Here is a 25,398-nt window from a genome sequence, read left to right as displayed (position 1 = left end):
AAGCCGGGCCGTTCGACGGTCCCCCCATTGCCCCTCACGATCGAAAGGTCCGGCTTTCCGGCCCACTGGTGCGAATTGGCGGACAACGGTCTCCGGCCGCCACCGTCTTTCATGACGAAACCATGCTTGACCCATTTTCAGGACCTCGGCGCCCGTCGGTCACGACGGGCGCCTTTGTCGTGAGGCAGGTGTTGAGGCAGGCCCCCGACGGGCAGGCCGCGCCGGGTGAGAAAGCGCCTCGTCAGGTGGCGCCGAAGGCCTTGAACGTGATGATGGTGTGGGTGTCCTGAATGCCGGGCAGGACCTGGACCTTCTCATTCACGAAGTGGCCAATGTCGGTGGCATTGTCGACGTAGAACTTCACCAGCAGGTCGTAATTTCCCGCCGTCGAGTAGATCTCGGAGGCGATCTCGGCTTCCGCCAGCGCATTGGCGACCGTGTAGGACTGGCCAAGCTTGCACTTGATCTGGACGAAGAAGGGAACCATTGCGGGCTGTCTCCGGAAGGCATCTTTCGCCTCAATATAGCGTTTTCCGACGAAGTCGATACGCTTTCTCCGGTGGGCCGGCCTGCTTGCCGGGCGCGGCCGGCCCGCGCTAGGAAGGGGGCATGAGCACCCCCGTCGCACTTACCATCGCCGGTTCGGATTCCTCCGGGGGAGCCGGTATCCAGGCCGACCTCAAGACCTTTGCGGCGCTCGGCGTCTATGGCGCCTCGGTGCTGACGGCGCTGACCGCCCAGAACACCAGGGGCGTGACCGGCGTGCACTTGGTGCCGCCCGATTTCGTCACCGCGCAGATCGACGCGGTGTTCGATGACCTCGCCGTCGGCGCGGTCAAGATCGGCATGGTGGCGCAGGCGCCGATTGCCGACGCCATTGCGGCAAGCCTCGCGCGCTGGCGGCCGCGGCACGTGGTGCTCGATCCGGTGATGGTCGCAACCTCGGGCGCCCGGCTGTTGCCGGAGGATGCGATCGACGCGCTGCGCCGCCGGCTGATCCCGCGGGCGTCGCTGATCACGCCGAACCTGCCCGAGGCGGCCGCGCTGCTGGACGAGCCGGTCGCGACCTCGGACGAGGCGATCGCGGCGCAAGGCCGCCGGCTGCTCGCGCTCGGCTGTCCGGCCGTGCTGATCAAGGGCGGCCACGGGCAGGGCGCCGACAGCACCGATTACCTGATCACATCAGCAACCAGCATCCCATTGCCGTCGCCGCGCATCGACACGAAGAACACCCACGGCACGGGGTGTTCGCTGTCGTCGGCCGTGGCCGCAGGGCTGGCGAAGGGGGAGAGCCTCGAGGCGGCCGTACGCAACGCCAAGGCCTTCATCTCCGGCGCGATCGCGGCTGCCGATCGCTTCACGGTCGGACACGGCCACGGCCCGGTGCATCATCTCCACCGCTATTATTGAGGTCACTCATCTTTGAGGTCACTTCCCGTGGGAAGTCCGCTTAGCTGGCGACAGCCGAAATAGCTGGGGTGGGCAACGGCTGCATCATATCTGCGCCCCGGGGGAGATGACGGAATGATGACGCGTTTCGCCGCGGTGGCCGCGGTGCTGTTCGCCACGGTCGCAACACCGGTGCTGGCTCAGCGGGCCTATTCGGCCCAGGAGGAGCGCAACAAGGCGATCGTGCTCGACTTCTATGAGCAGGGCCTCAATCGCAAGGATTTCGAGGCGGCGTCGAAATATCTCGGCACCTACATCCAGCACAATCCGAACGCCGAGGACGGCCCGGAGGGATTTCGCAAGTTCATCGAATTTCTGAAGGCCAAATTCCCACAGTCGCACAGCAGGATCACGCAGGTGCATGTCGACGGCGACTTCGTCGTGCTGCGCGTTCACGCCGTCCGCGAGCCCGGCACACGCGGCAACGCCATCGTCGACATCTTCCGTCTCAAGGACGGCAAGATCGAGGAGCATTGGGATTCGGTTCAGCCCGTTCCCGAGCAGTCGGCCAATCCCAACGGGATGTTCTGAAGAACGCGCCTGAAGGCGTCTCCCGCCGGCGGATCATGGTCCGCGCGCGACAGCGACTTCCCGCCGCACGCCCTCCATCAGCCGCGAGCGGTATTCGCCCGGTGATTCGCCGAACCACCGATTGGATGCGCGGAAGAAGGTGCTCTGGTCGGCATAGCCGAGCAGATAGCCGATGTCGGTGAGCGTCATGCGGAAATCGGCGAGATGGCGCTGGGCGAGCTCGCGCCTGACATCGTCTACGAGATCGCTGAAGGAGAGGCCTTCGTCCGCCAGCCGGCGCTGGAAGGTTCGGTCGCTCAAGCCCAGCTCGGCTGCGATGGCCGAGCGCAGCGGGCTGCCGTCGGGCAGCAGCCTGACGATCGCGGCGCGGGCGCGGTACGCAGTGTCGGCCTTGACCAGACGCTCCAGCGCCTCGTCGGCGATTCGATCGTGGATTGCCGAAAGCTCGGGCGCCGAGGTCGTCAGCTTGCAGGCGAGATCCTGATCCGACACCAGGAAGCCGTTGAATGGCGCATCGAATTCGAGTGGGGATTGGAACGCCCTGTTGTAGCACGCGATCGACAGCGGCACCGCATGCGAGAAACGCGTGGCGAGCGGCGTCAGCGGACGATCCAGCATCCACCGGCATAGATTGAGCAGATTGACGACGCCGTAGTCATAGCGCTGCCGCGGAATCGGACATTCACCGCCGAACACGTCGGTCCGCACCCAACGGCCGCCATTGCCCTGCTCGAGCGTGATGGTCACCGCGTCGCTCACCAGGCACATGTAGCGGATCAGTCGCGTCAGCCCGGCGAGGAGCGTGGGGCTCGACATCATGGCATAGCCGGCGACGCCATAGTTGTCAGGTCGCGGCGCATCGAGCTTTGCCAGCCCGATGTCCGGATTGCCCGAACGCTCGGCCGCCAGCATCCACAACCGGCTCAGCGCCTCGGTCGGCCAGCGGCGATCGCAATCGTCGAGATCGTCGATCGAGAGGCCTACGTCGGCGAACAGCGCAGCCGCATCCAGACCTTGCTCGTTCAGCGTCGTCGCGACGCCGCGCATCCAGGACGACGATGTGGTTCGAATCTGCTGAGCCATCCCTTGGCCTTCTGGGGCCAGTGCTTTGGCCTCCTCGGGTCATTGTGCAGATGCACATGAGATTGCATAGCACCGGGTATTGGCGATCGCGACACGAAATTCGTTGGTGCGACCGCATGGCTGGCGCGCAGGAGAAAATCATGCCCGTTCTGAAAACCAATGACGGCACAGAGATTTACTACAAGGATTGGGGCTCCGGCCAGCCGATCGTGTTCAGCCATGGCTGGCCGCTGTCAGCGGATGATTGGGATGCGCAGATGCTGTTTTTCCTCAATCACGGCTTTCGCGTCATCGCCCATGATCGCCGCGGCCATGGTCGTTCGGCCCAGGTCGCCGACGGTCACGACATGGACCACTATGCCGACGATCTCGCGGCCTTGACCGCGCATCTCGATCTCAAGCGCGCGATCCATGTCGGCCATTCCACGGGCGGCGGCGAGGTGGTGCATTACCTCGCGCGCCATGGCGAGAGCCGCGCGGCCAAGGCTGCCATCATCGCCGCGGTGCCGCCGCTGATGCTGCAGACCGCGGCCAATCCGGGCGGGCTGCCGAAGTCGGTGTTCGACGACTTTCAGACCCAGGTCGCCACGCGCCGCGCGGAATTCTATCGCGACGTCGCCGCTGGGCCGTTCTACGGCTACAACAAGCCCGGCGCCAAGCCGTCCGAGGCCGTGATCCAGAACTGGTGGCGGCAGGGCATGATGGGCAGCGCCAAGGCGCACTACGACGGCGTCGTCGCCTTCTCGCAGACCGACTTCACCGAGGATCTCAAGAAGATCACCTTGCCGGTGCTGGTCATGCATAGCGAGGACGACCAGATCGTGCCTTACGCGGATTCCGCGCCGCTGTCGGCCAGGCTACTGAAGAACGGCGTGCTGAAGACCTACAAGGGCTTTCCGCACGGCATGCCGACCACGGAGGCGGAGACCATCAACGCCGACCTGCTGTCCTTCATCAAGGGCTGATCAGAGGAGGCTTGCATGACCTGGGGAATTCCGACGGCCCTGTTTCTTCAGATCCACGTGGTGCTGAGCCTGATCGGAATCGCGACCGGGCTCGTCATGCTCGCCGGCATGATGGCAGGCCGCCATCTGGCGGCCTGGGCGGCGCTGTTCCTGGTCACGACCTTCCTCACCGGCGTGACCGGCTTTCCGCTGCCGCCGTTCGGTCTCGACCCGCCGCGCATCATCGGCATCATCCTGCTCGCGCTGTTGATTGCGGCCAGCGTCGCACTCTATGCGTTCGCGCTGTCGGGATGGTGGCGACGGGTCTACGTCGTCACCGCGCTGCTCTCGCTCTATCTCAACGTCTTCGTCGCGATCGTGCAGTCGTTCCAGAAGATCGGCGTGCTCAATGTCCTGGCGCCGACGCAGAGCGAGCCGCCGTTCGCCGCAGCTCAGCTCGTCACGCTCGCTCTTTTCATTGCTTTCGGTGTCTTCTCGTGGCGGCGTTTCGCGCCAACCACGCTGGCGCCGCGAGCTTCTCTCACCTGATCGATTCGACCCTTCAAGGAGAACCTCGTGTCCAAGCTCGAAATGCTGACCCCGCAGAACTGCGCCGTGGCGTTGATCGACTATCAGCCCGCGATGTATCAGGGCGTGCAGTCTCATGACCGCCTCGGCGTGTTCAACAACATCCAGATCGTCGCCAAGGCGGCCAAGCTGTTCAAGATTCCGACCGTGCTCACCACGGTCGCCAAGGACTCGTTCTCCGGTCCCTTCATGCCGGAGGTGACCGAGCTGTTTCCAGAGCACGACATCGTCGACCGCACGGCGATGAACTCCTGGCTCGATGCCGGCTTCCGCAAGCAGGTCGCTGCCACCGGTCGCAAGAAGTTCATCATCGCGGGACTCTGGACCGAGGCCTGTGTGCTGTTCCCGACGCTCGACATGCTGCGCGAAGGCTATGAGATCTACATCCCGGCCGATGCCTGCGGCGACCTGTCACTCGAAGCGCACAACAGGGCGATGGACCGCGCGGTGCAGGCCGGCGCGGTGCCGATCACCTCGTGCCAGTTCGCCTTCGAGCTGCAGCAGGACTGGGCGCGTGCCGAGACCTATGACGGCATGATGGAGATCCTGAAGGCGCATTCGCCCTACGGCATCCAGATCCGCTTCTCCAAATGGGCGCTTGGAGAGCACGCCTCGGAGGGCGGGGCCAAGTAGTCCCGGGACGAACGATGAAGATCTATCTGTTTTCGCTCGGGGCAGGGCTGCTGGTCGGCGTGATCTACAGCCTGCTTCAGGTCCGCTCGCCGGCGCCGCCATTGGTGGCGCTGGTCGGCCTGCTCGGCATCCTCGTCGGAGAGCAGGTGATCCCCGTGGGCAAGCAGCTCCTGAACGGGACCACGCTTGCTGCCGCGTGGCAGAAGGCGGCCTGCGCCACGCACATCTTCGGCCTGCTGCCTGGCCACCACGGCCGGGCAGAGACGACCAATTCTACTGTGCAGAATGAGAAGGCCTCATGAGCGATTACCCCGATCTCATCCTCCATCGCGGCCTGTTCACGACGCTCGATCGGTCCAATCCCACGGCGAGCGCGGTGGCGATCAAGGACGGCGCCTTCACCGCGGTCGGCCACGAGCAGGACGTGATGAAGCTCGCCGGTCCCCGAACGAAGATCATCGATCTCAAGGGCCGTCGCGTGCTGCCGGGGCTGATCGACAATCACCTGCACATCATCCGCGGCGGGCTCAACTTCAACATGGAGCTGCGCTGGGACGGCGTGCGCTCGCTCGCGGACGCGATGGCGATGCTCAAGGCCCAGGTCGCCATCACACCGCCGCCGCAATGGGTGCGCGTGGTCGGCGGCTTCACCGAGCATCAGTTCGCCGAAAAGCGCCTGCCGAGCATCGACGAACTGAACGCGGTGGCGCCTGATACCCCGGTGTTTCTGCTACACCTGTACGACCGCGCCATCCTGAACGGCGCCGCGCTGCGTGCCGTCGGCTACGACAAGGATACGCCGCAGCCGCCAGGCGGCGAGATCGCGCGTGACGCACAGGGCAATCCGACCGGCTTGCTGCTCGCCAAGCCGAATGCGGCGATTCTCTACGCGACGCTGGCCAAGGGTCCAAAGCTGCCGTTCGACTATCAGCTCAACTCGACGCGGCACTTCATGCGCGAGCTGAATCGGCTCGGCGTCACCGGTGCGATCGATGCCGGCGGCGGCTTCCAGAACTATCCGGACGACTACGCCGTGATCCAGAAGCTGGCCGATGACGGCGAGCTCACGATCCGGCTCGCCTACAATCTGTTTACCCAGAAGCCAAAGGGCGAGAGAGACGACTTCCTGCGCTGGACGCAGAGCTCGACCTACAAGCAGGGCAACGACTATTTCCGCCACAACGGCGCCGGCGAGATGCTGGTGTTCTCTGCCGCCGATTTCGAGGATTTTCGCGTACCGCGGCCGGACATGCCGGCCGAGATGGAAGGCGAGCTCGAGGAGGTCGTGCGCATCCTGGTCCAGAACAAGTGGCCGTGGCGGCTGCACGCGACCTATGACGAGACCATTTCGCGCGCGCTCGACGTGTTCGAGAAAGTCAACCAGGATACGCCGCTCAAGGGTCTGCACTGGTTCTTCGACCATGCCGAAACGATCTCGGACCAATCGATCGACCGCATCGCGGCGCTCGGCGGCGGCGTCGCCGTGCAGCACCGCATGGCCTATCAGGGCGAGTACTTCGTCGAGCGCTACGGCTTCGGCGCGGCCGAGGCGACGCCGCCGGTGAAGAAGATCCTCGACAAGGGCGTCAAGGTCTCCGCCGGCACCGACGCGACCCGCGTCGCTTCCTATAACCCCTGGGTGTCGCTGTCGTGGCTGGTGACCGGCCGCACCGTCGGTGGCCTGCGGCTGTATCCGCAGCGCAACTGCCTCGATCGCGAGACCGCGCTCAGGATGTGGACCGAGAACGTCACCTGGTTCTCCAACGAAGAAGGCAGGAAGGGCCGCATTGCGGTCGGGCAGTTCGCCGATTTGATCGTGCCGGATCGCGACTTCTTCTCCTGTGCGGAGGCCGAGATCGCCGACATCACCAGCGACCTCACCATGGTCGGTGGCCGCATCGTCTACGCCGCCGCCGCGTTCAAGCCGCTGGACGACGCGGCTCCGCCGCCGGCCATGCCGGAGTGGTCGCCGGTGCGCCGCTTCGGCGGCTACGGCGCCTGGCTGGAGAAGGACGATCACGGCGGCGTCCGCGCCCAGGCGATGCAGATGTGCGGCTGCGCCAGCGGATGCGGCGTGCACGGCCATGACCACGCGCGGGCATGGTCCTCCAGCCTGCCGGTCTCCGATCTCAAGAGCTTCTGGGGTGCGCTCGGCTGCGCCTGCTGGGCGGTCTGAGATGGCGGGGATGTCCGACACGCCACGGCCGATCGCCGCGGTGCTCGACTGGCGCTGGCTGTGGCACGCGGCGCGGGTCGCGCTGGTTTCAGCCTATCTGATCGGCGGCGTCCAGAAGTTCATGGACTTCCCAAGCGCGATTGCCGAGCAGGCGCATTTCGGCCTGCAGCCGGCGGCGCTGTGGGCGGCGGCCGCGATCGCCGTCGAGCTGATCGGCTCGGTGCTCGTCATCGCGAACCGGTTCGTCTGGCTCGGCGCCGGCGCGCTCGGCGTGCTCACGCTCGTTGCGATGCTCGCCGCCAACGATTTCTGGCACATGTCCGGCCATGACCGGTTCATGGCGCTGAACGCCTTCTTCGAGCATCTCGGCCTGATCGCCGGCCTCGTGCTCGTCTCGATCATCTCCCGGCGCACGCACCGCGCTTGATCCACATCTGCTCATTCGAGGTCGTCATGGTCCGTTCCCGTCATCTGCTCGGCGCCGTCATCGCCACCACGCTGCTCGCCGCGCCCGCTCTCGCCAAGGACGCGCCGCCGCTGATCGGCGTGGGCGCGCAATACGACACCACGCATGTCTATGTCGCGCCGGACGACGTCGAGAAGTTCGTCACCAGCTTCCTCGCCACCTTCGGCGGCCAGAGCACCAAGCAGGTGGTTGCGACGGTGACGCCTGCTCCGAGCAGCACGACCTCGCAGCTGTTGCAGACGCCAGTCGGCACGGTCTCGCTGTTCGGCTTCAAGACCGGAATTCCGTATCCGTTCGGGGCCGAACGCACCGGCTATCTGGTCACCGATCTGGACGCGGCGATCGAGGCGGCCAAGGCCGCCGGCGCCGACGTGCTGGTCGCGCCATTCCCCGATCCGATCGGACGTGATGCCGTGATCCAATGGCCGGGCGGCGTCAACATGCAGCTATACTGGCACACGACCAAGCCGTCCTATCCGGCGTTCGACACCGTTCCGGAGAATCGCGTCTATGTATCAGCCGACCGCGCCGAGACCTTCACGCGCGCCTTCCTGCGCTTCTCCAAGGGCAAGGTCATCTCCGATGACCCAAGGGCGCCGGGCGTCGAGATCGGCCGTCCGAATGATCACTATCGGCGCATCCGCATCGCGTCGGTGTTCGGCCGCATGACCGTGCTCGTCACCGACGGCCATCTGCCGTATCCGTTCGGACGCGAGACGACCGGCTACGAGGTGACTGATCTCAAGGCCACGCTCGACAAGGCAAAAGCAGCGGGCGCCACCGTGCTGGTCGAGCCGTTCAACTCGGACAGACGCGAGCAGGCACTGGTGCAGTTCCCCGGCGGCTATGTCGCGGAGATTCATGCGCCATTGAAGTAGGATGCTGCGGCGATTCCTGAGAGGTCATGGATGGCGTGGCTCCTGAGAAAGACCCTGGTCGCGAGTACGCTGCTCGGCGCGCTGTGTGCAGCCACGCCAGCTTTCGCCGAGGACAACGCCTCGCGTCCGGCGATCCGCACCAACCGCTGGCAGGAGGACTGGTCGGTGCTGGCCGATCCGGCGCTGCGCACGGCGCCATCAGATCCGATCAAGTACATCCCGCTGCAGCAGGACCATCCGCAGAGCTACGTCTCGTTCGGCATGAACCTGCGCGAGCGGTTCGAGAGCCTGGATGCCGCGAGCTTCGGCATCGGTGGAACGCGACCCTATCAGCATCTCCTGCAACGGCTGCAGATCCATGCCGACGCACATCTCAACGAGAACTGGCAGCTGTTCGTCCAGCTGGAGGACGACCGTGCCTTCGGCAAGGCCAAGATCACGTCCGTCGACCAGGACCCGCTCGACCTCCGGCTCGCCTTCCTCGCCTATGTCAATACGACGGACAGCGGCACGTTCAAGGCCCGGGTCGGGCGGCAGGATTTCGACTTCGACCTGCAGCGCTTCGTGTCGTCGCGCGACGGACCGAACGTGCGCCAGTCCTTCGATGCGCTGTGGGCCGACTGGGAAAGCGGCCCATGGCGCTTCATCGGCTTCGTCAGCCAGCCGGTGCAATATAATCTGGTGCGTCCGTTCGACGACACGTCGAACGGATCGTTCCTGTTCCACACCTTCCGCGTCGAGCGCCAGGTGCTCGGCACCAACGAGCTGTCGTCGTATTATTCCTACTATCAGCGCGACAATGCGCGCTTCCTCGACGCAGCCGGCCTCGAGCAGCGCCACGTGCTGGACATCCGCTTCGCCGGCAAGCTCGCGGGCTTCGACTGGGATCTCGAGGCGATGGGGCAGGCGGGCTCGGTCGGGGCGAAGCAGATCCGCGCCTGGGGCGCCGGCGCCCGCGCCGGCTACACCTTCGCCGACCTCGCCTGGCAGCCGCGCATCGGCCTTCAGCTCGACGGCGCCTCCGGCGACCGCCATCCCGGCGACAACAGGATCGAGACCTTCAATCCGCTGTTCCCGAACGGCTATTACTTCACGCTGGCCGGCTTCACCGGCTACACCAACCTGATCCATCTCAAGCCGTCGCTGACGGTGAATCCGACCGCCGCGCTGTCATTCATGGCCGCGATCGGCCTGCAATGGCGCGCGACCAATGCGGACGCGATCTACGTCCAGCCCAATGTCGCGGTCGCCGGCACTGCGGGGCAGGGCAGCTCGTGGTCCGGCGTCTATGCGCAGTTGCGCGCCGACTATCGCTTCAACGCCAACCTCACCGGAGCGTTGGAAGCCGTGCACTATGAGATCGGCGATACGCTGCGCCGCGCCGGCGGCCATGACTCCGACTACATCGGCATCGAATTGAAATACGCGCTCTGAGCAACGAAAGTAGGACGACATGTCGCAATTCGAGTCCCGCAACGTGGTGCCGCTGCTGCTCAGCGTCAACGCCGGCTATGTCGACACCGCCGGGTTCCTGGCGCTGCAGGGCCTGTTCACGGCGCATGTCACCGGCAACTTCGTGACGTTCGGCGCGGCGCTGGCACTCGGGACCTCGGGCGCGATCGCCAAGCTGCTGGCGCTGCCGGTGTTCTGCGTGGTCGTGATCGCGACGCGGCTGGCCGGGACCTTGCTGTCCCGGCGGTGGTCACGCGCCTTCGAGGTCCTGATCGGCGTCAAGCTGGTGCTGCTCATGCTCGGTGCCGTGCTCGCCATCCATTTCGGCCCGTTCCATGACGGCGACAGCCGCGAGGCGATCATCACCGGCATGGTGCTGGTCGCGGCGATGGCGATCCAGAATGCCGTGCACCGGATCCATCTGCCGAGTTCGCCGCCTTCGACCCTGATGACCGGCACCACGACGCAGGTGATGATCGATCTCGCCGACAGGATCTATGTCGGCGACAAGGGCCAAGCGCCGCCGCCGGCGCGGCTCATGCAGATGGCCATCAACGTGCTCGCCTTTGCGCTCGGCTGCGGCGCCGCCGCGCTGCTGTTCATGCGCCTGGGGAGCTGGTGTTTCGTCGTGCCGCCGGTCATTGCCGCGCTGGCGCTCGGCGTGCGCCTCGCGGGGCCGGAGCCGGCGCGCTGAGGACGCCGTCAGGTGCCGGTGCCGCGCCGGCCGGACGTGCGGTGCCGGCGCCGTCGGCGGCAGCCGTGTGCGCGTGTTGTATTTGCCCGAGTTCATCGAGCCATCGCGATGACGTGAGACTGCAACCGCGGCGGCGGAACGCAGTTGACGTTGCTGACGGCGGACCGCGGTGAAGGCGCAGCGGAACGCGCGCCGGCGGCCTTCAATGACGAAAAGTTTAGCCGTCCGCATCGCGGCTCGCCATTGCGTCCCACCTGCCTCACCCCCAATTCTAGAAACGAAACGGTTCCGTTCTATTCAAGGAGACGTGATGACACAGCAAGCTCTGTCATCGGCCGAGGTCCCATCGGCGGCCAACGACGATCCGGCGGTCTCGGCCCGCGATCGGGCCGTGCAGCAATGGCGCGGGCGGGCCTCCGGCGAGCCTCGGCAGCAGGTCGAGGCCAAGATGCCGGCGGCGGAGCCCGGCCCGTCGCCGACGGAGCACGGGCAGCGCCAGGAGAGGTCCCGGAGGAGCCTGATCCGGCGGCATCCGCTTGGGGCAGCGCTGGGTCTCGTGCTGCTGCTCGCCGTCGGCGCCGGCGGCTACGTCTACTACGATGCGGCCGGTCACTATGAGACCACCGACGACGCCTTCATCGCGGCCCGCCAGTTCTCTATTGCGCCGAAAGTCTCCGGCTACATCACCGCCGTTCCGGTCACCGACAACCAGCACGTCAAGGCCGGCGACGTGATCGCGCGCATCGACGATCGCGACTACAAGACCGCGCTGGCGCAGGCCGATGCGCAGGTGAAGTCGGCGCAGGCGGCGATCCGCAACATCGATGCGCAGATCGACGTGCAGCAGGCGCAGATCACCGCGGGCCAGGCCCAGGTCGAGCAGGCCCAGGCCGGGCTGACCTTCGCAGAGCAGCAGGCCAAGCGCTATCAGGACCTCGCCCGCACCGGCTCCGGCACGGTGCAGAGCGAGCAGCAATACACATCGCAGCTCCAGCAGCAGAAGGCGGCGCTGACCTCGGCGCAGGCCAACCTCTCGGTCGCGCAACGCCAGTTGGAGTCGCTGAAGGCGCAGCACGAGAGCGCCGACGCCAATCTCGCTCAGGCGCAGGCCCAGCGCGACCAGGCCCAGCTCAATCTGTCGTACACGACCGTGACCGCGGCGCAGTCCGGCCGCATTGTCAATCTCAGCGCCGCCGATGGTCAGTTCGCGGCACAAGGGACGGCGCTTTCGATGTTCGTGCCCGATGACGTCTGGGTGACCGCCAATTTCAAGGAAACCCAGCTCGACGAGATGCGACCCGGCCAGCCCGTGACCCTCGAGATCGATGCCTATCCGGAGCGCGAGATCCGCGGCCACGTCGCGAGCGTGCAGTCCGGCTCGGGCCCGGCATTCTCGCTGCTGCCGCCGCAGAATGCGACCGGCAACTACGTCAAGATCGTGCAGCGCGTGCCGGTCAAGATCGACATGGACGATCCGCCGACGGACGTCGCGCTCGGCCCGGGCATGTCGGTGGTGCCGACCGTTCGCGTCGATCCCAAGCCGTCGCTCTATGAGCGGCTGAAGGCCGTGCTGTGAGAGAGGTCGGCCATGAGTGAGGCTGCTCCTCTCGCCGCGTCGCGATCCGCAGGCAGTCCGTGGATCATCGCGGTGCTGGTGGCGCTCGCGACCTTCATGGAGGTGCTGGACACCACCATCGCCAACGTCGCACTGCCCTATATCGCCGGCGGCATGGGCGTCAGCCAGGACGAATCCTCCTGGGTGGTGACGACCTATCTCGTGTCCAACGCGATCATCCTGACCGCCTCGAGCTATCTCGCCAAGCGCTTCGGCCGCAAGACCTTCTTCCTGCTGTGCCTCGGCCTGTTCACCTTGAGCTCGGTGCTGTGCGGCTTCGCCTGGAATTTGCAGGTGCTGCTGCTGTTCCGGATCATGCAGGGCCTCGGCGGCGGCGGCATGGTGCCGGTGGCGCAATCGATCCTCGCCGACTCCTTCCCGCCGGAAAAGCGCGGCCAGGCGTTCGCGCTGTTCGGCGTCGCCGTCGTGGTCGCGCCCGTCGTCGGTCCGACGCTCGGCGGCTATCTCTCCGACAACGTCTCCTGGCACTGGTGCTTCCTGATCAACGGCCCCGTCGGCGTCGCCGCGATGATCCTGATCGGGCTCATCCTCAAGGAGCCTGAAGAGGTCACGGCCGAGCGGCGCAAGCAGGCGCATGGCTTTGACGTGGTCGGCTTCGTGCTGGTCGCGACATTTCTCGGCGCGCTCGAACTGATGCTGGACCGGGGCCTGGAGGACGACTGGTTCGACTCGCGATTCATCATGGTGACCGCCGCGGTCTGCGTCGCGGCCTTCATCGCCATGATCCCGTGGGAGATGAACCAGAAAAATCCGACGGTCGATGTCCGCATGCTGGCGTCGCGCCAGTTCGGCGCCAGCTTCCTGGTGATGTTGGCGACCGGCGCGATCCTGCTCGGCACCACGCAGATGCTGCCGCAGATGGTGCAGCAGGATTTCGGCTACACCGCCACCTGGGCCGGCCTCGTGCTGTCGCCGGGCGGCCTCGTCACGATGGCGATGATGTTCGTCGTCGGACGCCTCTCGGGCAAGGTGCAGCCGAAATACATGATCATGACGGGCGCGGCCGTCGTGGCGTTCGCGATGTACGACCTCACCCGGGTCTACGCCAATGTGGATTTCTGGTTCTTCGCCGAATCCCGCATGCTGATCGGAATTGGCCTGCCGCTGATCTTCCTGTCGATCACGACCGCGTCCTACAACGGCATTCCGCCTGAGAAGACCGACCAGGCCTCGGCGCTGATCAACGCCGCGCGCAACACCGGCGGCTCGATCGGCGTGTCGCTGGCCGCCAACATCCTGGCGCATCGAGGGCAGTTCCACCAGAGCCGGCTGGTGGAGAATGCGATTCCATCCAATCCGGCCTATCAGGACACGCTGCACCAGGTGACCAATTACTTCACCGCGCATGGCAGCTCGCTGGTCCAGGCGCAGCAGCAGGCGCTCGCCTGGATCGGCCAGACCGTGCAGATGCAGTCGTCGCTGCTCGCTTATGTCGACGTCTACTGGGCGCTGATGCTGATCTCGCTGTCGGCGATTCCGCTGGCGCTGACGCTCCGCAAGGTCAAGCTCGGCGGCGGGCCGGCGATGGCGCATTGAGTAGGCACTGTTGTTCGGCTGTCATTCCGGGGCGATGGCAAGCATCGAACCCGGAATCTCGAGATTCCGGGTTCAGCCCTGACGGGCTGCCCCGGAATGACGGTCAAGAACATCAGGGGCGCTTACACCGCCTCGTCGGCGATGCCGTTCCGCAACAGCCCGATGCGGTCGATCTCGACCTCCACCACGTCGCCCGGCTTCATCCACAGCGGCGGTGTTCGGCGCGACCCCACGCCGCCCGGCGTCCCCGTGGCGATCACGTCGCCCGGCTCGAGCCGGGTGAACGACGAGCAGTATTCGATCTGGCGCGGGATATCGAAGATCATCTGGCTGATCGTGGCGTCCTGCACCACCTCGCCGTTCAGTCGGGTCTGCAGCCGCAGCGGACCGAGATCGTCGATCTCGTCCGGCGTGACCAGCCACGGGCCGAACGCGCCGGTCGCGGGAAAATTCTTCCCCGGCGTGAACTGGTGGGTGTGGCGCTGGAAGTCGCGCACGCTGCCCTCGTTGTAACAGGCATAGCCGGCGATGTGCTGCCAAGCCTCGCTGCGCGGGATGTAGCGGCCGGGCTTGCCGATGACGATGGCGAGTTCGCCCTCGAAATCGAGATCGGTCGAGACGCGCGGGCGGATGATGTCGGTGAGATGCCCGGTCTGGCTGTTGGCGAAGCGGCCGAACACCGTGGGGTTCTCGACCTCGGAGCGGCCGGTCTCCTTGCGGTGCGTCTCGTAGTTCAGGCCGATGCAGAGGATCTTGTCCGGGTTCGGAATCACCGGCAGGAAGCTGATGGCCGAGAGCGGATACCGCCTTGCGCCCGAGGCCGCTGCAGCCGCTTCCTTCAGCGCGTCCGCTGCGATCGCCGATTTCAGATCCGGGAAGCGGTCGCGCAGGACAGCACCGAGATCGGCGATGTCAGTGCCCTCGACCAGTCCCCAGGTCGGCGCATTGTCGATGGTGAAGCTTGCAAATCTCATCCGATGTCCTCAGGTCGAAACCGCCGCTACGGCGGAGGGAGAAGCCGGTTCTTGCGCCGATTTCGCGAAGCGCGCGATGGTGCGCTCCGGGAAGATCAGCGCGAAGGCCGAGATGGCGCCAACGATCAGCACGCCGGCGGTGAAGGTCATGGCGTGGGCGTAACCAAGCGGCGCGTTGCCGCCGGCCTCGCCGACGATCCAGCCGGTGAGCGCATTCGACACCAGCGCGGATGCCGCGTTGCCGGAATAGATCACGACGATGAGCCGGCCGCGCTGGATCGCCGGCGCCACGGCGCCGAGCGCGACGGGGCCGAAGATCGTGGTGAGGCTCGGTGCGGCGAAGGCGATCGCGATACAGGCGAGCTGCAGCGGGCCCGAGGTGACGATGCTCAACAGCAGTGCGCAGCCGGCGGCGAGCAGCGCGAGACCGGAGGCGTGGCCGAGGCAGGCACGCAAGCTGAAGCCTTTGCGCTGCAGAACTTGCGTCAGCCAGGAGCCGCCGAGCAGCAGCGGCGACTGGAACAGATAGATCCCTGAGATGATCCAGCCGACATCGACCTGCTTGTAGCCGAGCCCGAGCTGCAGATAGGGCGGCAGCCAGGTCGCGGACATGCCGACGATCCAGTACGACGCGGTCGACATGATGATGACGCCGATCACGGTCGGATCGGCCCACAGCACGCGCGCCGGCAACGCCTTGTCCTTGGCCGCCGCAGCCTCCGGCGCATGGGCGGAGTAGGGTCCTTCGCCGCCGATGAAGAACCAGCCGAGCATCCAGGCCAGCCCGAGCAGGCCGCAGAACAGGAAGCCGGTGCGCCAGCCATAGCTCACGATGACGTAGGTCAGGATCGGACCGCCGGCCAAGAGGCCGACGCTGATGCCCTGCAGCACCACGGCGCTCGGCACGCTGCGCCGGTCGGCGGGAAACCAGTTGTAGCAGGCGTGCAGCGCGGTCGGCAGCCCAGGCCCTTCGCCGGCGCCGAGGATGATGCGGCAGATCACCAGCACGGCGATCGAGCCGGAGAAGAAGATCGGGATCTGCGTCGCCGACCAGACGCCGGCCATGATCAGGAGCAGCCATTTCACCGGGAAGCGTCCGACGACGAACATGCCGACCGCCATGCCCGACAGCGAGAACAGCAGGAAGAAGCTGCTGCCGATCAGCCCGAACTCCTTCGGGCTCAAGCCCAGCTCCTTCATCATCGGCACGGCCGAGAGGCCGAATACCAGCTTGTCGAAGAAGTTCAGCGTCTGGAACAGGAACAGCATGATGAGGACGGCGATCGCGCGTCCTCCCATACTGGATCTAGCGGTGTCCGATGATGTCGTCATGGCGTTTCCCCGTTTGATAGTCTCTTGTTATGATGAGTGCAGTCGTTGGTTCAGCTCGCTCAGCAGCGCGGCGAGCCCTGGCGCGTCCGTCGCGACGCCGTAGACATAATGGTCGGGTCGCACCAGCGCGGCGCCGCAGCCGTGGCGTTCGAACCAGCGTGCGACGACGGCGCTCTCCTCGTGCAGGCCGTGACCGCCGATGGCGATCACACTGATCCCGGCGTCGCGGGTCGCAGCGTCGATCGCGCTCGAGTTCAGCGCACCCCGCCCGTCGAGGACCAGCCGCCATCCGGTGCCGGCGACGGTATCGAGCAGGGCACGCCCGCCATCACCGGCGATCCAGGGCTGCGGAAACAGCGTGCCATTGGCTGCGTTTGCCTTGGTTGCGAGCAATCCCTGCGTCAGCGGCGGCACGATCTCCTGCCGGGTGATGGTGCGCGGCGCGCCGCCGCCTTCGGCAAGGATACGCGCATCGCGCGCCGCTGCGGCCTCCGGATCCTGCTCGCAGATGACGCGGCCGATCGCCTTGATGCGCGTGGTCAGCTCGCGCACATGCGTGCTGCGCTCGATCTCGTAGCTGTCGAGCAGCGCCGCGGTCGATTGGCCGCGCAACACGCGCGCGAGCTTCCAACACAGATTGGCTGCATCGCGCAGGCCCTGGCACATGCCCTGGCCGATGAAGGGCGGCTGCTGATGCGCGGCGTCGCCGGCGAGCAGGACGCGCCCCTGGCGCCAGCGGCGTGCGACCAGCGCATGGAAGCGATAGCTTGCCGCGCGCCACAGCGTTGCGTCCTCGGGCCTGAGCCAGGGTGAGAGCAAACGCCAGACCTGCTCCGGCTGCTCCATCGCGTGGCGGTCTTCCCCCGCTCGCAGCATGATCTCGAAGCGGCGATGGTTGCCGGGGCCGATGATGTAGGTGGTCGGACGCGCGGGATCGCAGAATTGGGCCGCGGTGGCCGGAAGCTTGCCGACACCGCCGTCATTTACGAGAAGATCGACCACCAGCCACGGCTCGTCGAAGTCGAGATCGTCGAAGCTGATGTCGAGCTGCTGGCGCACGGTGCTGGAGGCGCCGTCACAGCCGATCACGTAGTCGGCGGTGACCTCGCGAACTGTACCGTCCGCCCGCTGCAGCACAACGGTCGCCGCCGTCGCATCCTGCCGGATCGTGACGAGGGTCGTGCCGAGCTCGACCGTGACGGAAGGACAGCGGCGAGCACGATCGCGCATCACCTGCTCGACCGGCGGCTGGGTGAACACCATGCTCGGCGTGTAGCCGAGGGGATAGGGCTCGCCGACCATGTCGATGCGGCGGATCAACTGCCCTTGGGCGCCGAAATGCTCGGACGCCGGGAACGGCGCGACGTACCGGCTGACTTGTTCGGCGATACCGAGATTGTCGAACAGCCGCATGATCTCGTGATCGAGCGCGATCGCGCGCGGCTTGTCGTAGATCTCGACAGCGCGGTCGATCGCCAGCGTTTTGATGCCCTGCATGCCGAGCAGGCTCGCGGCGATGGCGCCGGTCGGACCGAAGCCGACGATCACGGCCTCGAAATGCTTGTGATCTGACGTGGCGGACATGGATCTGGAAACTCTGGAGTTGGAAAACGAGTCAGGCGGCGTAGCCGACCGCGAGCTGCGCGGACTTGACGTGCTCGGCCTTGGGCGGAGCGATGCCCCATTGATCGGTGCGGCCGGGCGGCCAGACCCAATGCTCCGGCCCGCGCACGACGTAGTCGTCGTCGACCTGCAGCACCTCGGCGGTGTATTCGATCACGGTCCCGACGGGATCGATGAAGTAGGCGAAGACATTGTCGCCGGGGCCGTGGCGTCCGACGCCCCACGCGATCGGATGGCCGGCATCGATCATGCGGCCCGCACCGCGCATCACGCCTTCCCAGGTCGGCATCAGGAAGGCGACATGGTTGAGCCCGTTGACCTTCGCCGCAGCGATCACGACGGCATGGTGGTCCGAATTGCAGCGAACGAAGGCCATCGCCGCGGAGCGGTCGGTCAGGCGGAAGCCGAGCGCCTTCTCGTAGAAGGCCGCCGAACGATCGACATCGGTGCTGTTGAGATTGACGTGGGCGAGCCGCTCCGGGAGCTCGGGCCGCGGCGGCCTGGCGTCGTGCCTGATGTCACCATGCACGAAGCGCAGCACGCCGCCCTCGGGGCCGCGCAGGCTCATGATCACGCCGCCGTCGGGGCCGGGGTTCGGCGCCGGCGCTGCGATCAGCGTCGCGCCTTCACGGATGGCGTTGCGGCTGATGGCATCGAAATCACTGGACTCGGCGAGGCGGAAAGTCACCGCCTGCAGCTCGGTGCGCTCGCTCTGGTGCAGGGCCACGACGTGATGATCGCTGCCGGTCGCACTGAGGTAGACGATGCCGTGGGCCTCCGCGACGCGCTCCAGCCCCCAGGTCTGTCGATAGAACGCTTCCGAACGCGCGAGATCTGGCGTGCCCAGATCGACGCTGCGCAGAGCCGCGACCGGAAACCGGGTCATGAGCGTGTCCTCCTGCGCGATGCCCGGGTGAGGACGCGCGACGTTTCTGTCCCTGGCCGGCGAAACCGGCTCGCCCCTTTTATTACATAAAAAATCGAAATCAATCAGAATTTATAAATTTCATGTTCTACAGCCTCGCTCTATACATGTCGTCTGATTCAGAGGAGATCGGGCGTGGATGCGGTTTTGGAGGCCGAGGGGCAGGGCCCGTCGACGCAGGCGAGTCATGTTTATGACCGGCTGCGCGAGGACCTGCTGTCCGGCCGGCTGGCGCCGTCGCGCAAGCTGCAGATGCGGTTTTTGACCGAGACCTATCAGACCGGGCAGACACCGCTGCGCGAGGCGCTCAACCGCCTGACTGCCGACGGACTGGTCGAGGTGCGCGAGCAGCGCGGCTTCTACGTCAAGGACATCAGCCGCGCCGAGCTCGCCGAGCTGACCAAGACGCGCTGCTGGGTCGAGGCGCTGGCGCTGCGCGAGTCGATGGCGGCGGCGACGCCCGATTGGGAAGAGCAACTGGTGCTGGCGCAGCATCGGCTCAGCCGCGCGCCGCGCTCGCTCAGCGCGACAACGTTCGAGGACAATCCGGAGTGGGAGAGGCTGCACCGGATCTATCATCGGGTCCTGATCTCGAACTGCGGCTCGCAGTCGCTGATCGCGTTCTGCGGCCAGCTTGCCGACCAGCTCTATCGCTACCGCCGGCTGTCGATCCGCAAGGCGTTTCCGTCACGCCCCGTCGGCGACGAGCACGCCGACATCGTGAACGCCGTGCTCGACGCCGACACCGAACGCGCGGTTGCGCAGCTCACGGCGCACTATCAGCGCACCGCGGACGTGATCCTGCAGGACGAGACGATCTTTCCGGAGCTGCGCAAGGACAGAAAGATTTAGGATCACGTCGTCGCGGCGAGGAAGAAGTCGACGCGCTTCTCGACATGCGCCTGGGCTTCCTTCTTCAGGGCGCGCATGTCCTCGCCGAGCAGGCTGCGGATCAGCACGGCGAACACGACGAGATCGAGGAAGATCCGTGCGCTGTCCTCGATGCGGTCGGCCGAGAACGCGCCCTTGCCGGCGAGACCTTCGGCGCGCGCGAGCTCGCCGATCGCGTGGCTCACATTGCAGGTGGCGCGCTTGCGCGCCGTGTCCTGGATCTCGAGCGTCAGCTCGGGAAAGCGCGGACTTTCCGCAATCGCGGTGCGCATCAGGCCGATCGTGTCCTCGACGAAGGCGCGCTCGATCAAGGTGAGCCCGAGGCTGATCAGCCGGGCGCGGAAGGTGCGGCCCTGCGGCACCAGGTTCTCATACTGCGTGTTGCGCGCGGCCTGGCGGCCGATGACGGCCGCGAACAGCGCGGCCTTGCTGGGAAATCGCGCGTAGATGGTCGGCTTGCCGGCGCGCGCGGTCTGCGCGATTTCGTCGACGCTCGCGCCTTCGAAGCCGTTTGCGAGGAACACCGTCTTTGCCGCGTCGAGAATGCGCTCTTCGACCTCGCCGGCACGTTCGAGCGGAGGCCGCCCCACCTTGCCGCGCGCCGTCCTGGAAGCAACCATTCGATCCGCCATGGCTTTCTTTCGAGGCCTTTGTGTTCCCGTCCTGTTTGGCACAGGGGTCTGGATTGTTCAATCAAAGCGGCCGGGGCCGCTGCTCATGCCTGGGGTGTTAATGCGTTCCACGGAATATCAGCTTGCCCGTGGGGTCTCGAACACTGAGACTGCACATAAGGAATTAGGAGGAAAACCATGGGACGGACATTCGTTCATTTGGCGTTGCTCGCCGTCGCCTGGGTCGCGGCCGCGCCGATGGCTCGCGCCGAAACCGTCGTCTTGAAGTCCGAGCTCAAGGCCGCCAACGAGGTGCCGCCGAACGCATCCGCCGCGTCGGGCGCGGCCGAAGCGAGCTTCGACACCGCAACCAAGACGCTGAGCTGGAAGGTTACCTTCTCCGGCCTCAGCGGGCCGCCGATCGGCGCGCATTTCCACGGTCCCAGCGAGCCCGGCAAGAATGCCGGCATCGTGCTGCCGTTCAAGAGCCCGGAGCCGCCGATCACGGGCTCCGCCGTGATCACCGATGCGCAGGCGGCCGATCTGCTGGCCGGCAAATGGTACGCCAACGTCCACACCCAGGCGAACCCGGGCGGCGAGATCCGCGGACAGATGACCCGGCAGTGAGGCGCGTGCCCGACGCGCGCGGGCTCGCCGTCACGCGGCCAGTTCCGGCTCGCCGGCCTGGCCGGGAACGGCCGAGGCCCGGCGCACGTCGAGGAACTGCTTGAAGCGGCCGAGCGACAGCGGCGGCGCGACCAGGTAGCCCTGGCCTTCCTCGACGCCGCAGGCGATCAGCGCATCGACCTGCTCCTGATGCTCGATGCCCTCGGCGACCACGGACATGTCGAGCTCGCGCGCCAGCGCCACCAGCATCTGCACCACCACGATGGCGGACTGGTCGCGGGTGATCGCGTCAACGAAGAACTTGTCGATCTTCAGGATGCGCGCGCCGAGCCGCTGGATATAGGACAGGCCACTATGGCCGATGCCGACGTCGTCGAGCGCGACGCGGAAGCCGAGTTCGCTGAGCTCCTTCACGACATCAGTCGCCTTGGCGAGATCGGCGAGCTCCTCGCGCTCGGTGACCTCGAGCACGACCTGGCGGGTGGAGACCGATGACGACGCGACCGTCTTGCGCAGATCGTCGATGAAGCGGTCGCCGAGCAGATGGCGCGGGGTGATGTTGACGGACAGCTTGAACAGCTTGTCCTGCTTCATCTCCGGCTGCAGCTCGCGCAAGGCGGTCTTGAGAAGCTGCCAGGTCAGCTTCTCGATGCGGCCGGTGGTCTCGGCGAGCGGGATGAAGCTCATCGGCGGGATCAGCCGGCCGTCCGGCTTCTCCCAGCGTGCCAGGATCTCGCAGCCGACGATGTCGCCGGTCTTCAGTCGGAAGGTCGGCTGCACATAGGGCTTGAACTCGTTGGCCGCGAGCGCGCGGTCGAGCTCGGCGACCGGGTCCATCGGCCGGCTGAGATAGCTCGTCAGCAGCAGGCCGAACATGCCGCCCAGCGTGCCGGCGGCGAGCATGGTCAGGAGATAAGCGAGGTCGCCGCGGGTGCTCAGGCTCTGCGGCCGCACATGGATCGTGGCCTGCAGCGGATAGCGGTCGGACACGGTGGTGAACGCGACGGTCTGCGCCGGAGACTTGGCGGATGCATCGGGATGATAGCCGGCCACCTGCTCGCCATCGGGCAGGGTCAGGGTGACGTTGCTCTCGGCGCGCAGGCCGACCGGCATCACGTCCAGCAGGTTGCCATCGATGCGCAGGATCGCAGCCAGAGACCGTTGCGCGTCGATGTCGCGCATCACGCCGAACGCGGCGCCGGTGAACTGCTCGACGCGGAACAGCCGCAGCTCGCCGTCGGCGGACTTGAACATCTCGTCGCGCCGCGCCCAGCCATTGTCGAATTCGAGCGTTTCGGAATAGGCCGCGCACTCGACCGCGCCGTCGCGGTCGACGGTGCGGATGTCCTTGATGATGGTGCCTTGATAGACGTGAAGGCGCAGCGCCTGCAGCGCGACGGCGCTGCAGTCCATCGGACCTTTCGCGATCAGGCGGTTCAGGATCGATCCGGCCGAGTCGATGGCCGCCTCGGAGCGGCGCAGCGCCACCTTGCTGAGCTCGCTGAGCTGCCGCGCGGTCTGGTTGCCGATCAGCGCGGTCACGGCGAAATCGGCGCCGGCCAGGAAGACCCCGACGCAGGCGGCCACCGCCCCGACGCGAAGCATGTGTTTGCGCTGCAATGCCATCGTGTCGTGAATGACCCCCGTATGACCACGGGTATCCTTCAATCCAACCTTCAACTTTCCGTATATGCGCTCATGGATGCCCGTCCGTAGCGGCACGGTGAGCGGTGGGCGCAGAAAGCTGGTTAAGAAAGGGCTACCGGCTCAAGCCGCCTTGTCGGTGGTGTCGAGCGGCACCGCCGTCTCGGCGCGCTCGGCCGGCAGTAGCATCAGGGCGGCGAGCGCCGACAGGCTGAGGCTCGCCGACACGATCAGCACGCCGCGGCCGAGCCCATCGATCAGCAGGCCGAACAGCAGCGGCGCGAAGGCCTGGCAGATCCGCGACGGCGCCCCGATCAGGCCGAGCCGGTAGGCGTAGTTGACGGGGCCGAAGATGGCGAGCGGCAGGGTGCCGCGAGCGATCGTCAGGATGCCGTTGCCGGAGCCGTGCAGCAGCGCGAACGCCGCCGCGGCGCCCCCGCCGAACAGCCCGATCGTCACGGCGCCGATCGGATGGGTGATGCAGGCGAGCCGCGCCGAGGCGAGCGGATGGAAGCGGCTGAGGAAGCCGGCCTCGAACACGCGCGCGGCGACCTGCGCCGGCCCGATCATCATGCCGGCGAACAAGGCTTGTGCAGGCGTCGCGCCGAACGCCTGCATCAGCCGCGGCAGATGCACCGCCATCGCCGCGGTCACGGTCCAGGCCGCCGCCATCGCGAACGCGATCAGCACCATCGGGCGGTCGAGCGGGATGTTGGGCTTGCCCGTCGGGATATCGCCGGGCGCCATCACGGTCGCCCGCGGCAGCGACAAATTGAGCGGCAGGCCGATGACGAGATGCGCGATCGCCCAGGCGAAGCAGGTCTCGCGCCAGCCGATCGTCGCGAGCCCCCATGTGCTCAGCGGCCAGCCGACGGTCGAGGCGAAGCCCGCGATCAGGGTGATGCCGGTGATCGCGCCGCGTGCATCCTTGCCATAGATGCGCCCGAGCGCGCCGAACGCGGCGTCATAGAGGCCGAGCCCCATGCCGACGCCGAGCCACAGCCACGCCAGCGCCATCACCCACAGCGAATGCGATAGGCCGAGCAGTGCGAGTCCGATCGCCAGCACGATGTTGGAGGCGCACAGCACCTGGCGGCCGCCGACGCGGTCGATCTGGCGGCCGATGCGCGGACCCAACAGGCCGGAGATGATCAGCGAGGCGGAAAAGGCGGCGAAGAACCAGTTGTTGGACAGGCCGAGATCCCTGGCGATCGGGTCGGCGAGGATGGCGGGAAGATAGTAGCTCGATCCCCAGGCCAGCGTCTGGGCGGTGCCGAGAGCGATGACCACGCCCAGCCGTCTTGCCTGCATTCCCGTCGACCTCTCCTTGGCTCGGCGTCATGAGCAGCCGCGGCCGCTGCGGCCAGCCAGCTTGGCTTTGGCGTCATCGGCACAGCAACTGTCTACGCCCGATGGCGCCGGTCCGCCACAGCAGCCGGGCAGGGCTGCAATGCTCTCCACTCCGCCGCGGGTGCAGACGCCGGTCTCCGGCAGTTTCAACTCGACACGATGCGCGGCGGCCTTGTCCCCGGCGATGTCGGCGGTGATCGAACGGACCTGCTCATAGCCCGTCATCATCAGGAAGTTCGGCGCGCGGCCGTAGCTCTTCATGCCGGCGAGATAGAGCCCGGGCTCATCGGCCTGCGCCAGCTCGCGCGCGCCATGCGGCCGCACCGTGCCGCAGGAATGCTCGTTCGGATCGATCAATGGCGCGAGCGCAACAGGAGCCTCGATCGCGGGATCGAGCCGCAGGCGCAGCTCCGCGAGCAGCGACAGATCGGGGCGGAAGCCGGTGGCGACGATCAGCTCGTCGGCGATGATGCGGCGGTCGCCGTCCGCGGCGATCCGCAACCGGCCGTCCTCATCGGTGATCCCCGTGACGCCGAAGCCGGGCTCGAGCCGGATGCGGCCCGAACGTACCAGCGCGGCGAAGGCCAGGCCGAGTTCGCCGCGCGCGGCGAGCTGGTCGGCGCTGCCGCCGCCGAACGCCTTCGCGGGATCGTCGCCGCGCAACAGCCAGATCGCCTGCGTGCCCGGCGCGACCTCGGCCAATGCGGCCAGGTCGATCAGGGTGCCGATCGCCGAGTGGCCGGCGCCGAGCACCGCGACCGTCCTGCCCGCATAACGGCTGCGCTGCGCGCCGCGGACGTCCGGCATCGCGTAGGCGATGCGCGCCGCATGCGCGGCTTCGCCGAGCGCGGGCAGTCCGCTATGGCCGGCAGGGTTGGGCGAGAACCAGGCACCGGAGACATCGATGACGGCGTCGGCCTGCAGCGCCGCCTCGCCCTTGCCGTTGTGGATGCGGATCTCGAACGGCGCATCGGCGCGTCCCTTCGACTTCGCCTTGTCGAAGCCGGCCCGGCTGATCGCGGTGACGCGATGCGAGGTCCTGACGACGTCGCGCAGCGCAGTGCGCGTCGCCAGCGGCGCGAGATAGGTTTCGATCAGCTCGCGCCCGGTCGGGTAGGCCTCGGGCTCGGGCGAATTCCATCCCATCGCAGCGAGCAGCCGCGCCGCCGCGCTATCGATGTTGTACTTCCAAGGCGAGAACAACTGGACGTGCTGCCATTGCCGCACCGCATGCGCGGCTTCCGGACCCGCTTCCAGCACGACCGGGGTCAGGCCGCGCGCCAGCGCATGGGCTGCTGCCGCCAGCCCGACCGGGCCGGCGCCGATGATTGCGACCGTCTTGGCGTCCGTCATGT

Annotated in this window: 25 protein-coding genes; 15 read left to right on the top strand and 10 right to left on the bottom strand. The window is 66.6% G+C overall.

What is annotated here, in order from left to right:
* Positions 1–241: 241 nt before the first annotated feature.
* Complete coding sequence (locus tag QX094_RS01715; RefSeq protein WP_172112765.1) at positions 242–487, bottom strand: Lrp/AsnC ligand binding domain-containing protein; 246 nt, start codon at positions 485–487, stop codon at positions 242–244.
* Between the two features lie 122 nt (positions 488–609).
* Here QX094_RS01715 and thiD point away from each other — a divergent pair, with 122 nt between their 5' ends.
* Complete coding sequence (gene thiD / locus QX094_RS01710) at positions 610–1,410, top strand: bifunctional hydroxymethylpyrimidine kinase/phosphomethylpyrimidine kinase (RefSeq protein ID WP_316187555.1); 801 nt, start codon at positions 610–612, stop codon at positions 1,408–1,410.
* Between the two features lie 114 nt (positions 1,411–1,524).
* A complete protein-coding gene (locus QX094_RS01705; protein ID WP_409977945.1) occupies positions 1,525–1,980 on the top strand; it encodes an ester cyclase in 456 nt (151 codons plus the stop codon).
* 33 nt (positions 1,981–2,013) lie between these two features.
* Here the strand turns inward: QX094_RS01705 and QX094_RS01700 are convergent, their stop codons facing one another.
* Positions 2,014–3,063, bottom strand: coding sequence for an AraC family transcriptional regulator (locus QX094_RS01700; protein ID WP_315753204.1), 1,050 nt, complete (start codon positions 3,061–3,063; stop codon positions 2,014–2,016).
* A 140-nt stretch (positions 3,064–3,203) separates the two neighbouring features.
* Between QX094_RS01700 and QX094_RS01695 the strand changes: the two genes are divergently transcribed.
* From QX094_RS01695 to QX094_RS01645, 11 genes are all read left to right on the top strand, one after another.
* A complete protein-coding gene (locus tag QX094_RS01695; RefSeq protein ID WP_316167168.1) occupies positions 3,204–4,028 on the top strand; it encodes an alpha/beta hydrolase in 825 nt (274 codons plus the stop codon).
* A 15-nt stretch (positions 4,029–4,043) separates the two neighbouring features.
* Entirely contained in the window at positions 4,044–4,556 is a 513-nt protein-coding gene (locus QX094_RS01690; RefSeq protein WP_315712756.1) for a hypothetical protein, read from the top strand.
* A gap of 27 nt (positions 4,557–4,583) precedes the next feature.
* The gene (locus tag QX094_RS01685; RefSeq protein ID WP_315712755.1) at positions 4,584–5,228 is read left to right on the top strand and encodes a hydrolase; all 645 of its coding nucleotides are present in this window, start codon (positions 4,584–4,586) and stop codon (positions 5,226–5,228) included.
* Between the two features lie 14 nt (positions 5,229–5,242).
* Positions 5,243–5,530 (top strand): XapX domain-containing protein, encoded by a 288-nt coding sequence (locus tag QX094_RS01680; RefSeq protein ID WP_315712754.1) that lies wholly within the window; start codon positions 5,243–5,245, stop codon positions 5,528–5,530.
* Positions 5,527–7,404 (top strand): amidohydrolase, encoded by a 1,878-nt coding sequence (locus QX094_RS01675; protein ID WP_316187554.1) that lies wholly within the window; start codon positions 5,527–5,529, stop codon positions 7,402–7,404. Before QX094_RS01680 ends, QX094_RS01675 begins: the two co-directional genes overlap by 4 nt.
* A gap of 1 nt (position 7,405) precedes the next feature.
* Entirely contained in the window at positions 7,406–7,831 is a 426-nt protein-coding gene (locus QX094_RS01670; protein ID WP_315712751.1) for a DoxX family protein, read from the top strand.
* Positions 7,832–7,857: 26 nt separating this feature from the next.
* Entirely contained in the window at positions 7,858–8,748 is an 891-nt protein-coding gene (locus QX094_RS01665; protein ID WP_315712749.1) for a glyoxalase, read from the top strand.
* Positions 8,749–8,778: 30 nt separating this feature from the next.
* Complete coding sequence (locus tag QX094_RS01660) at positions 8,779–10,182, top strand: alginate export family protein (protein WP_315712747.1); 1,404 nt, start codon at positions 8,779–8,781, stop codon at positions 10,180–10,182.
* A 19-nt stretch (positions 10,183–10,201) separates the two neighbouring features.
* Positions 10,202–10,894, top strand: a complete 693-nt coding sequence (locus QX094_RS01655; RefSeq protein WP_315712745.1) for a YoaK family protein — start codon at positions 10,202–10,204, stop codon at positions 10,892–10,894.
* Between the two features lie 448 nt (positions 10,895–11,342).
* Complete coding sequence (locus tag QX094_RS01650; RefSeq protein ID WP_410051893.1) at positions 11,343–12,470, top strand: HlyD family secretion protein; 1,128 nt, start codon at positions 11,343–11,345, stop codon at positions 12,468–12,470.
* A gap of 12 nt (positions 12,471–12,482) precedes the next feature.
* Positions 12,483–14,066: a DHA2 family efflux MFS transporter permease subunit gene (locus tag QX094_RS01645; RefSeq protein WP_315753195.1), complete on the top strand. Its 1,584-nt coding sequence runs from the start codon at positions 12,483–12,485 to the stop codon at positions 14,064–14,066.
* Between the two features lie 122 nt (positions 14,067–14,188).
* Here QX094_RS01645 and QX094_RS01640 read toward each other — a convergent pair whose 3' ends face one another.
* The 4 genes from QX094_RS01640 to QX094_RS01625 are packed head-to-tail and all read right to left on the bottom strand — an operon-like array spanning position 14,189 to position 18,881.
* Positions 14,189–15,040 carry a fumarylacetoacetate hydrolase family protein gene (locus tag QX094_RS01640; RefSeq protein WP_315753194.1) on the bottom strand — a complete coding sequence of 284 codons (852 nt, stop codon included), beginning with the start codon at positions 15,038–15,040 and terminating at the stop codon, positions 14,189–14,191.
* A 9-nt stretch (positions 15,041–15,049) separates the two neighbouring features.
* The gene (locus QX094_RS01635) at positions 15,050–16,372 is read right to left on the bottom strand and encodes an MFS transporter (protein ID WP_315753193.1); all 1,323 of its coding nucleotides are present in this window, start codon (positions 16,370–16,372) and stop codon (positions 15,050–15,052) included.
* 27 nt (positions 16,373–16,399) lie between these two features.
* Positions 16,400–17,956 (bottom strand): bifunctional 3-(3-hydroxy-phenyl)propionate/3-hydroxycinnamic acid hydroxylase, encoded by a 1,557-nt coding sequence (locus QX094_RS01630; RefSeq protein ID WP_316187553.1) that lies wholly within the window; start codon positions 17,954–17,956, stop codon positions 16,400–16,402.
* 31 nt (positions 17,957–17,987) lie between these two features.
* The gene (locus tag QX094_RS01625; RefSeq protein ID WP_316187552.1) at positions 17,988–18,881 is read right to left on the bottom strand and encodes a VOC family protein; all 894 of its coding nucleotides are present in this window, start codon (positions 18,879–18,881) and stop codon (positions 17,988–17,990) included.
* A gap of 174 nt (positions 18,882–19,055) precedes the next feature.
* Between QX094_RS01625 and QX094_RS01620 the strand changes: the two genes are divergently transcribed.
* On the top strand, positions 19,056–19,772 hold the full coding sequence (locus tag QX094_RS01620; protein WP_316187551.1) for a GntR family transcriptional regulator: 717 nt from the start codon (positions 19,056–19,058) through the stop codon (positions 19,770–19,772).
* 2 nt (positions 19,773–19,774) lie between these two features.
* On the opposite strand, the gene QX094_RS01615 is transcribed toward QX094_RS01620, so the two are convergent.
* Complete coding sequence (locus QX094_RS01615) at positions 19,775–20,431, bottom strand: TetR/AcrR family transcriptional regulator (RefSeq protein ID WP_315753189.1); 657 nt, start codon at positions 20,429–20,431, stop codon at positions 19,775–19,777.
* Between the two features lie 189 nt (positions 20,432–20,620).
* Here QX094_RS01615 and QX094_RS01610 point away from each other — a divergent pair, with 189 nt between their 5' ends.
* Complete coding sequence (locus tag QX094_RS01610; RefSeq protein WP_315712732.1) at positions 20,621–21,049, top strand: CHRD domain-containing protein; 429 nt, start codon at positions 20,621–20,623, stop codon at positions 21,047–21,049.
* Positions 21,050–21,079: 30 nt separating this feature from the next.
* On the opposite strand, the gene QX094_RS01605 is transcribed toward QX094_RS01610, so the two are convergent.
* The 3 genes from QX094_RS01605 to QX094_RS01595 form a co-directional block, all read right to left on the bottom strand.
* Positions 21,080–22,654, bottom strand: coding sequence for an EAL domain-containing protein (locus QX094_RS01605; protein ID WP_316187550.1), 1,575 nt, complete (start codon positions 22,652–22,654; stop codon positions 21,080–21,082).
* Between the two features lie 162 nt (positions 22,655–22,816).
* Positions 22,817–24,004: an MFS transporter gene (locus QX094_RS01600; protein ID WP_316167148.1), complete on the bottom strand. Its 1,188-nt coding sequence runs from the start codon at positions 24,002–24,004 to the stop codon at positions 22,817–22,819.
* A gap of 27 nt (positions 24,005–24,031) precedes the next feature.
* Positions 24,032–25,396 carry an NAD(P)-binding domain-containing protein gene (locus QX094_RS01595; protein WP_316187549.1) on the bottom strand — a complete coding sequence of 455 codons (1,365 nt, stop codon included), beginning with the start codon at positions 25,394–25,396 and terminating at the stop codon, positions 24,032–24,034.
* Positions 25,397–25,398: the final 2 nt, after the last annotated feature.

Source organism: Bradyrhizobium sp. SZCCHNS1050 (assembly GCF_032484785.1).
Lineage (GTDB): Bacteria > Pseudomonadota > Alphaproteobacteria > Rhizobiales > Xanthobacteraceae > Bradyrhizobium.
This window is presented reverse-complemented; position numbering and strand designations above follow the sequence as displayed.

Bases quoted from the DNA above. Each gene is read 5' to 3' on its own strand.
- QX094_RS01600 (WP_316167148.1), bottom strand. From the start codon at position 24,004: ATGCAGGCAAGACGGCTGGGCGTGGTCATCGCTCTCGGCACCGCCCAG.
- QX094_RS01615 (WP_315753189.1), bottom strand. From the start codon at position 20,431: ATGGTTGCTTCCAGGACGGCGCGCGGCAAGGTGGGGCGGCCTCCGCTC.
- QX094_RS01595 (WP_316187549.1), bottom strand. From the start codon at position 25,396: ATGACGGACGCCAAGACGGTCGCAATCATCGGCGCCGGCCCGGTCGGG.
- QX094_RS01700 (WP_315753204.1), bottom strand. From the start codon at position 3,063: ATGGCTCAGCAGATTCGAACCACATCGTCGTCCTGGATGCGCGGCGTC.
- thiD (WP_316187555.1), top strand. From the start codon at position 610: ATGAGCACCCCCGTCGCACTTACCATCGCCGGTTCGGATTCCTCCGGG.
- QX094_RS01610 (WP_315712732.1), top strand. From the start codon at position 20,621: ATGGGACGGACATTCGTTCATTTGGCGTTGCTCGCCGTCGCCTGGGTC.
- QX094_RS01675 (WP_316187554.1), top strand. From the start codon at position 5,527: ATGAGCGATTACCCCGATCTCATCCTCCATCGCGGCCTGTTCACGACG.
- QX094_RS01660 (WP_315712747.1), top strand. From the start codon at position 8,779: ATGGCGTGGCTCCTGAGAAAGACCCTGGTCGCGAGTACGCTGCTCGGC.
- QX094_RS01645 (WP_315753195.1), top strand. From the start codon at position 12,483: ATGAGTGAGGCTGCTCCTCTCGCCGCGTCGCGATCCGCAGGCAGTCCG.
- QX094_RS01625 (WP_316187552.1), bottom strand. From the start codon at position 18,881: ATGACCCGGTTTCCGGTCGCGGCTCTGCGCAGCGTCGATCTGGGCACG.
- QX094_RS01690 (WP_315712756.1), top strand. From the start codon at position 4,044: ATGACCTGGGGAATTCCGACGGCCCTGTTTCTTCAGATCCACGTGGTG.
- QX094_RS01665 (WP_315712749.1), top strand. From the start codon at position 7,858: ATGGTCCGTTCCCGTCATCTGCTCGGCGCCGTCATCGCCACCACGCTG.
- QX094_RS01605 (WP_316187550.1), bottom strand. From the start codon at position 22,654: ATGCTTCGCGTCGGGGCGGTGGCCGCCTGCGTCGGGGTCTTCCTGGCC.
- QX094_RS01655 (WP_315712745.1), top strand. From the start codon at position 10,202: ATGTCGCAATTCGAGTCCCGCAACGTGGTGCCGCTGCTGCTCAGCGTC.
- QX094_RS01705 (WP_409977945.1), top strand. From the start codon at position 1,525: ATGATGACGCGTTTCGCCGCGGTGGCCGCGGTGCTGTTCGCCACGGTC.
- QX094_RS01650 (WP_410051893.1), top strand. From the start codon at position 11,343: ATGCCGGCGGCGGAGCCCGGCCCGTCGCCGACGGAGCACGGGCAGCGC.
- QX094_RS01695 (WP_316167168.1), top strand. From the start codon at position 3,204: ATGCCCGTTCTGAAAACCAATGACGGCACAGAGATTTACTACAAGGAT.
- QX094_RS01635 (WP_315753193.1), bottom strand. From the start codon at position 16,372: ATGACGACATCATCGGACACCGCTAGATCCAGTATGGGAGGACGCGCG.
- QX094_RS01630 (WP_316187553.1), bottom strand. From the start codon at position 17,956: ATGTCCGCCACGTCAGATCACAAGCATTTCGAGGCCGTGATCGTCGGC.
- QX094_RS01640 (WP_315753194.1), bottom strand. From the start codon at position 15,040: ATGAGATTTGCAAGCTTCACCATCGACAATGCGCCGACCTGGGGACTG.
- QX094_RS01670 (WP_315712751.1), top strand. From the start codon at position 7,406: ATGGCGGGGATGTCCGACACGCCACGGCCGATCGCCGCGGTGCTCGAC.
- QX094_RS01680 (WP_315712754.1), top strand. From the start codon at position 5,243: ATGAAGATCTATCTGTTTTCGCTCGGGGCAGGGCTGCTGGTCGGCGTG.
- QX094_RS01715 (WP_172112765.1), bottom strand. From the start codon at position 487: ATGGTTCCCTTCTTCGTCCAGATCAAGTGCAAGCTTGGCCAGTCCTAC.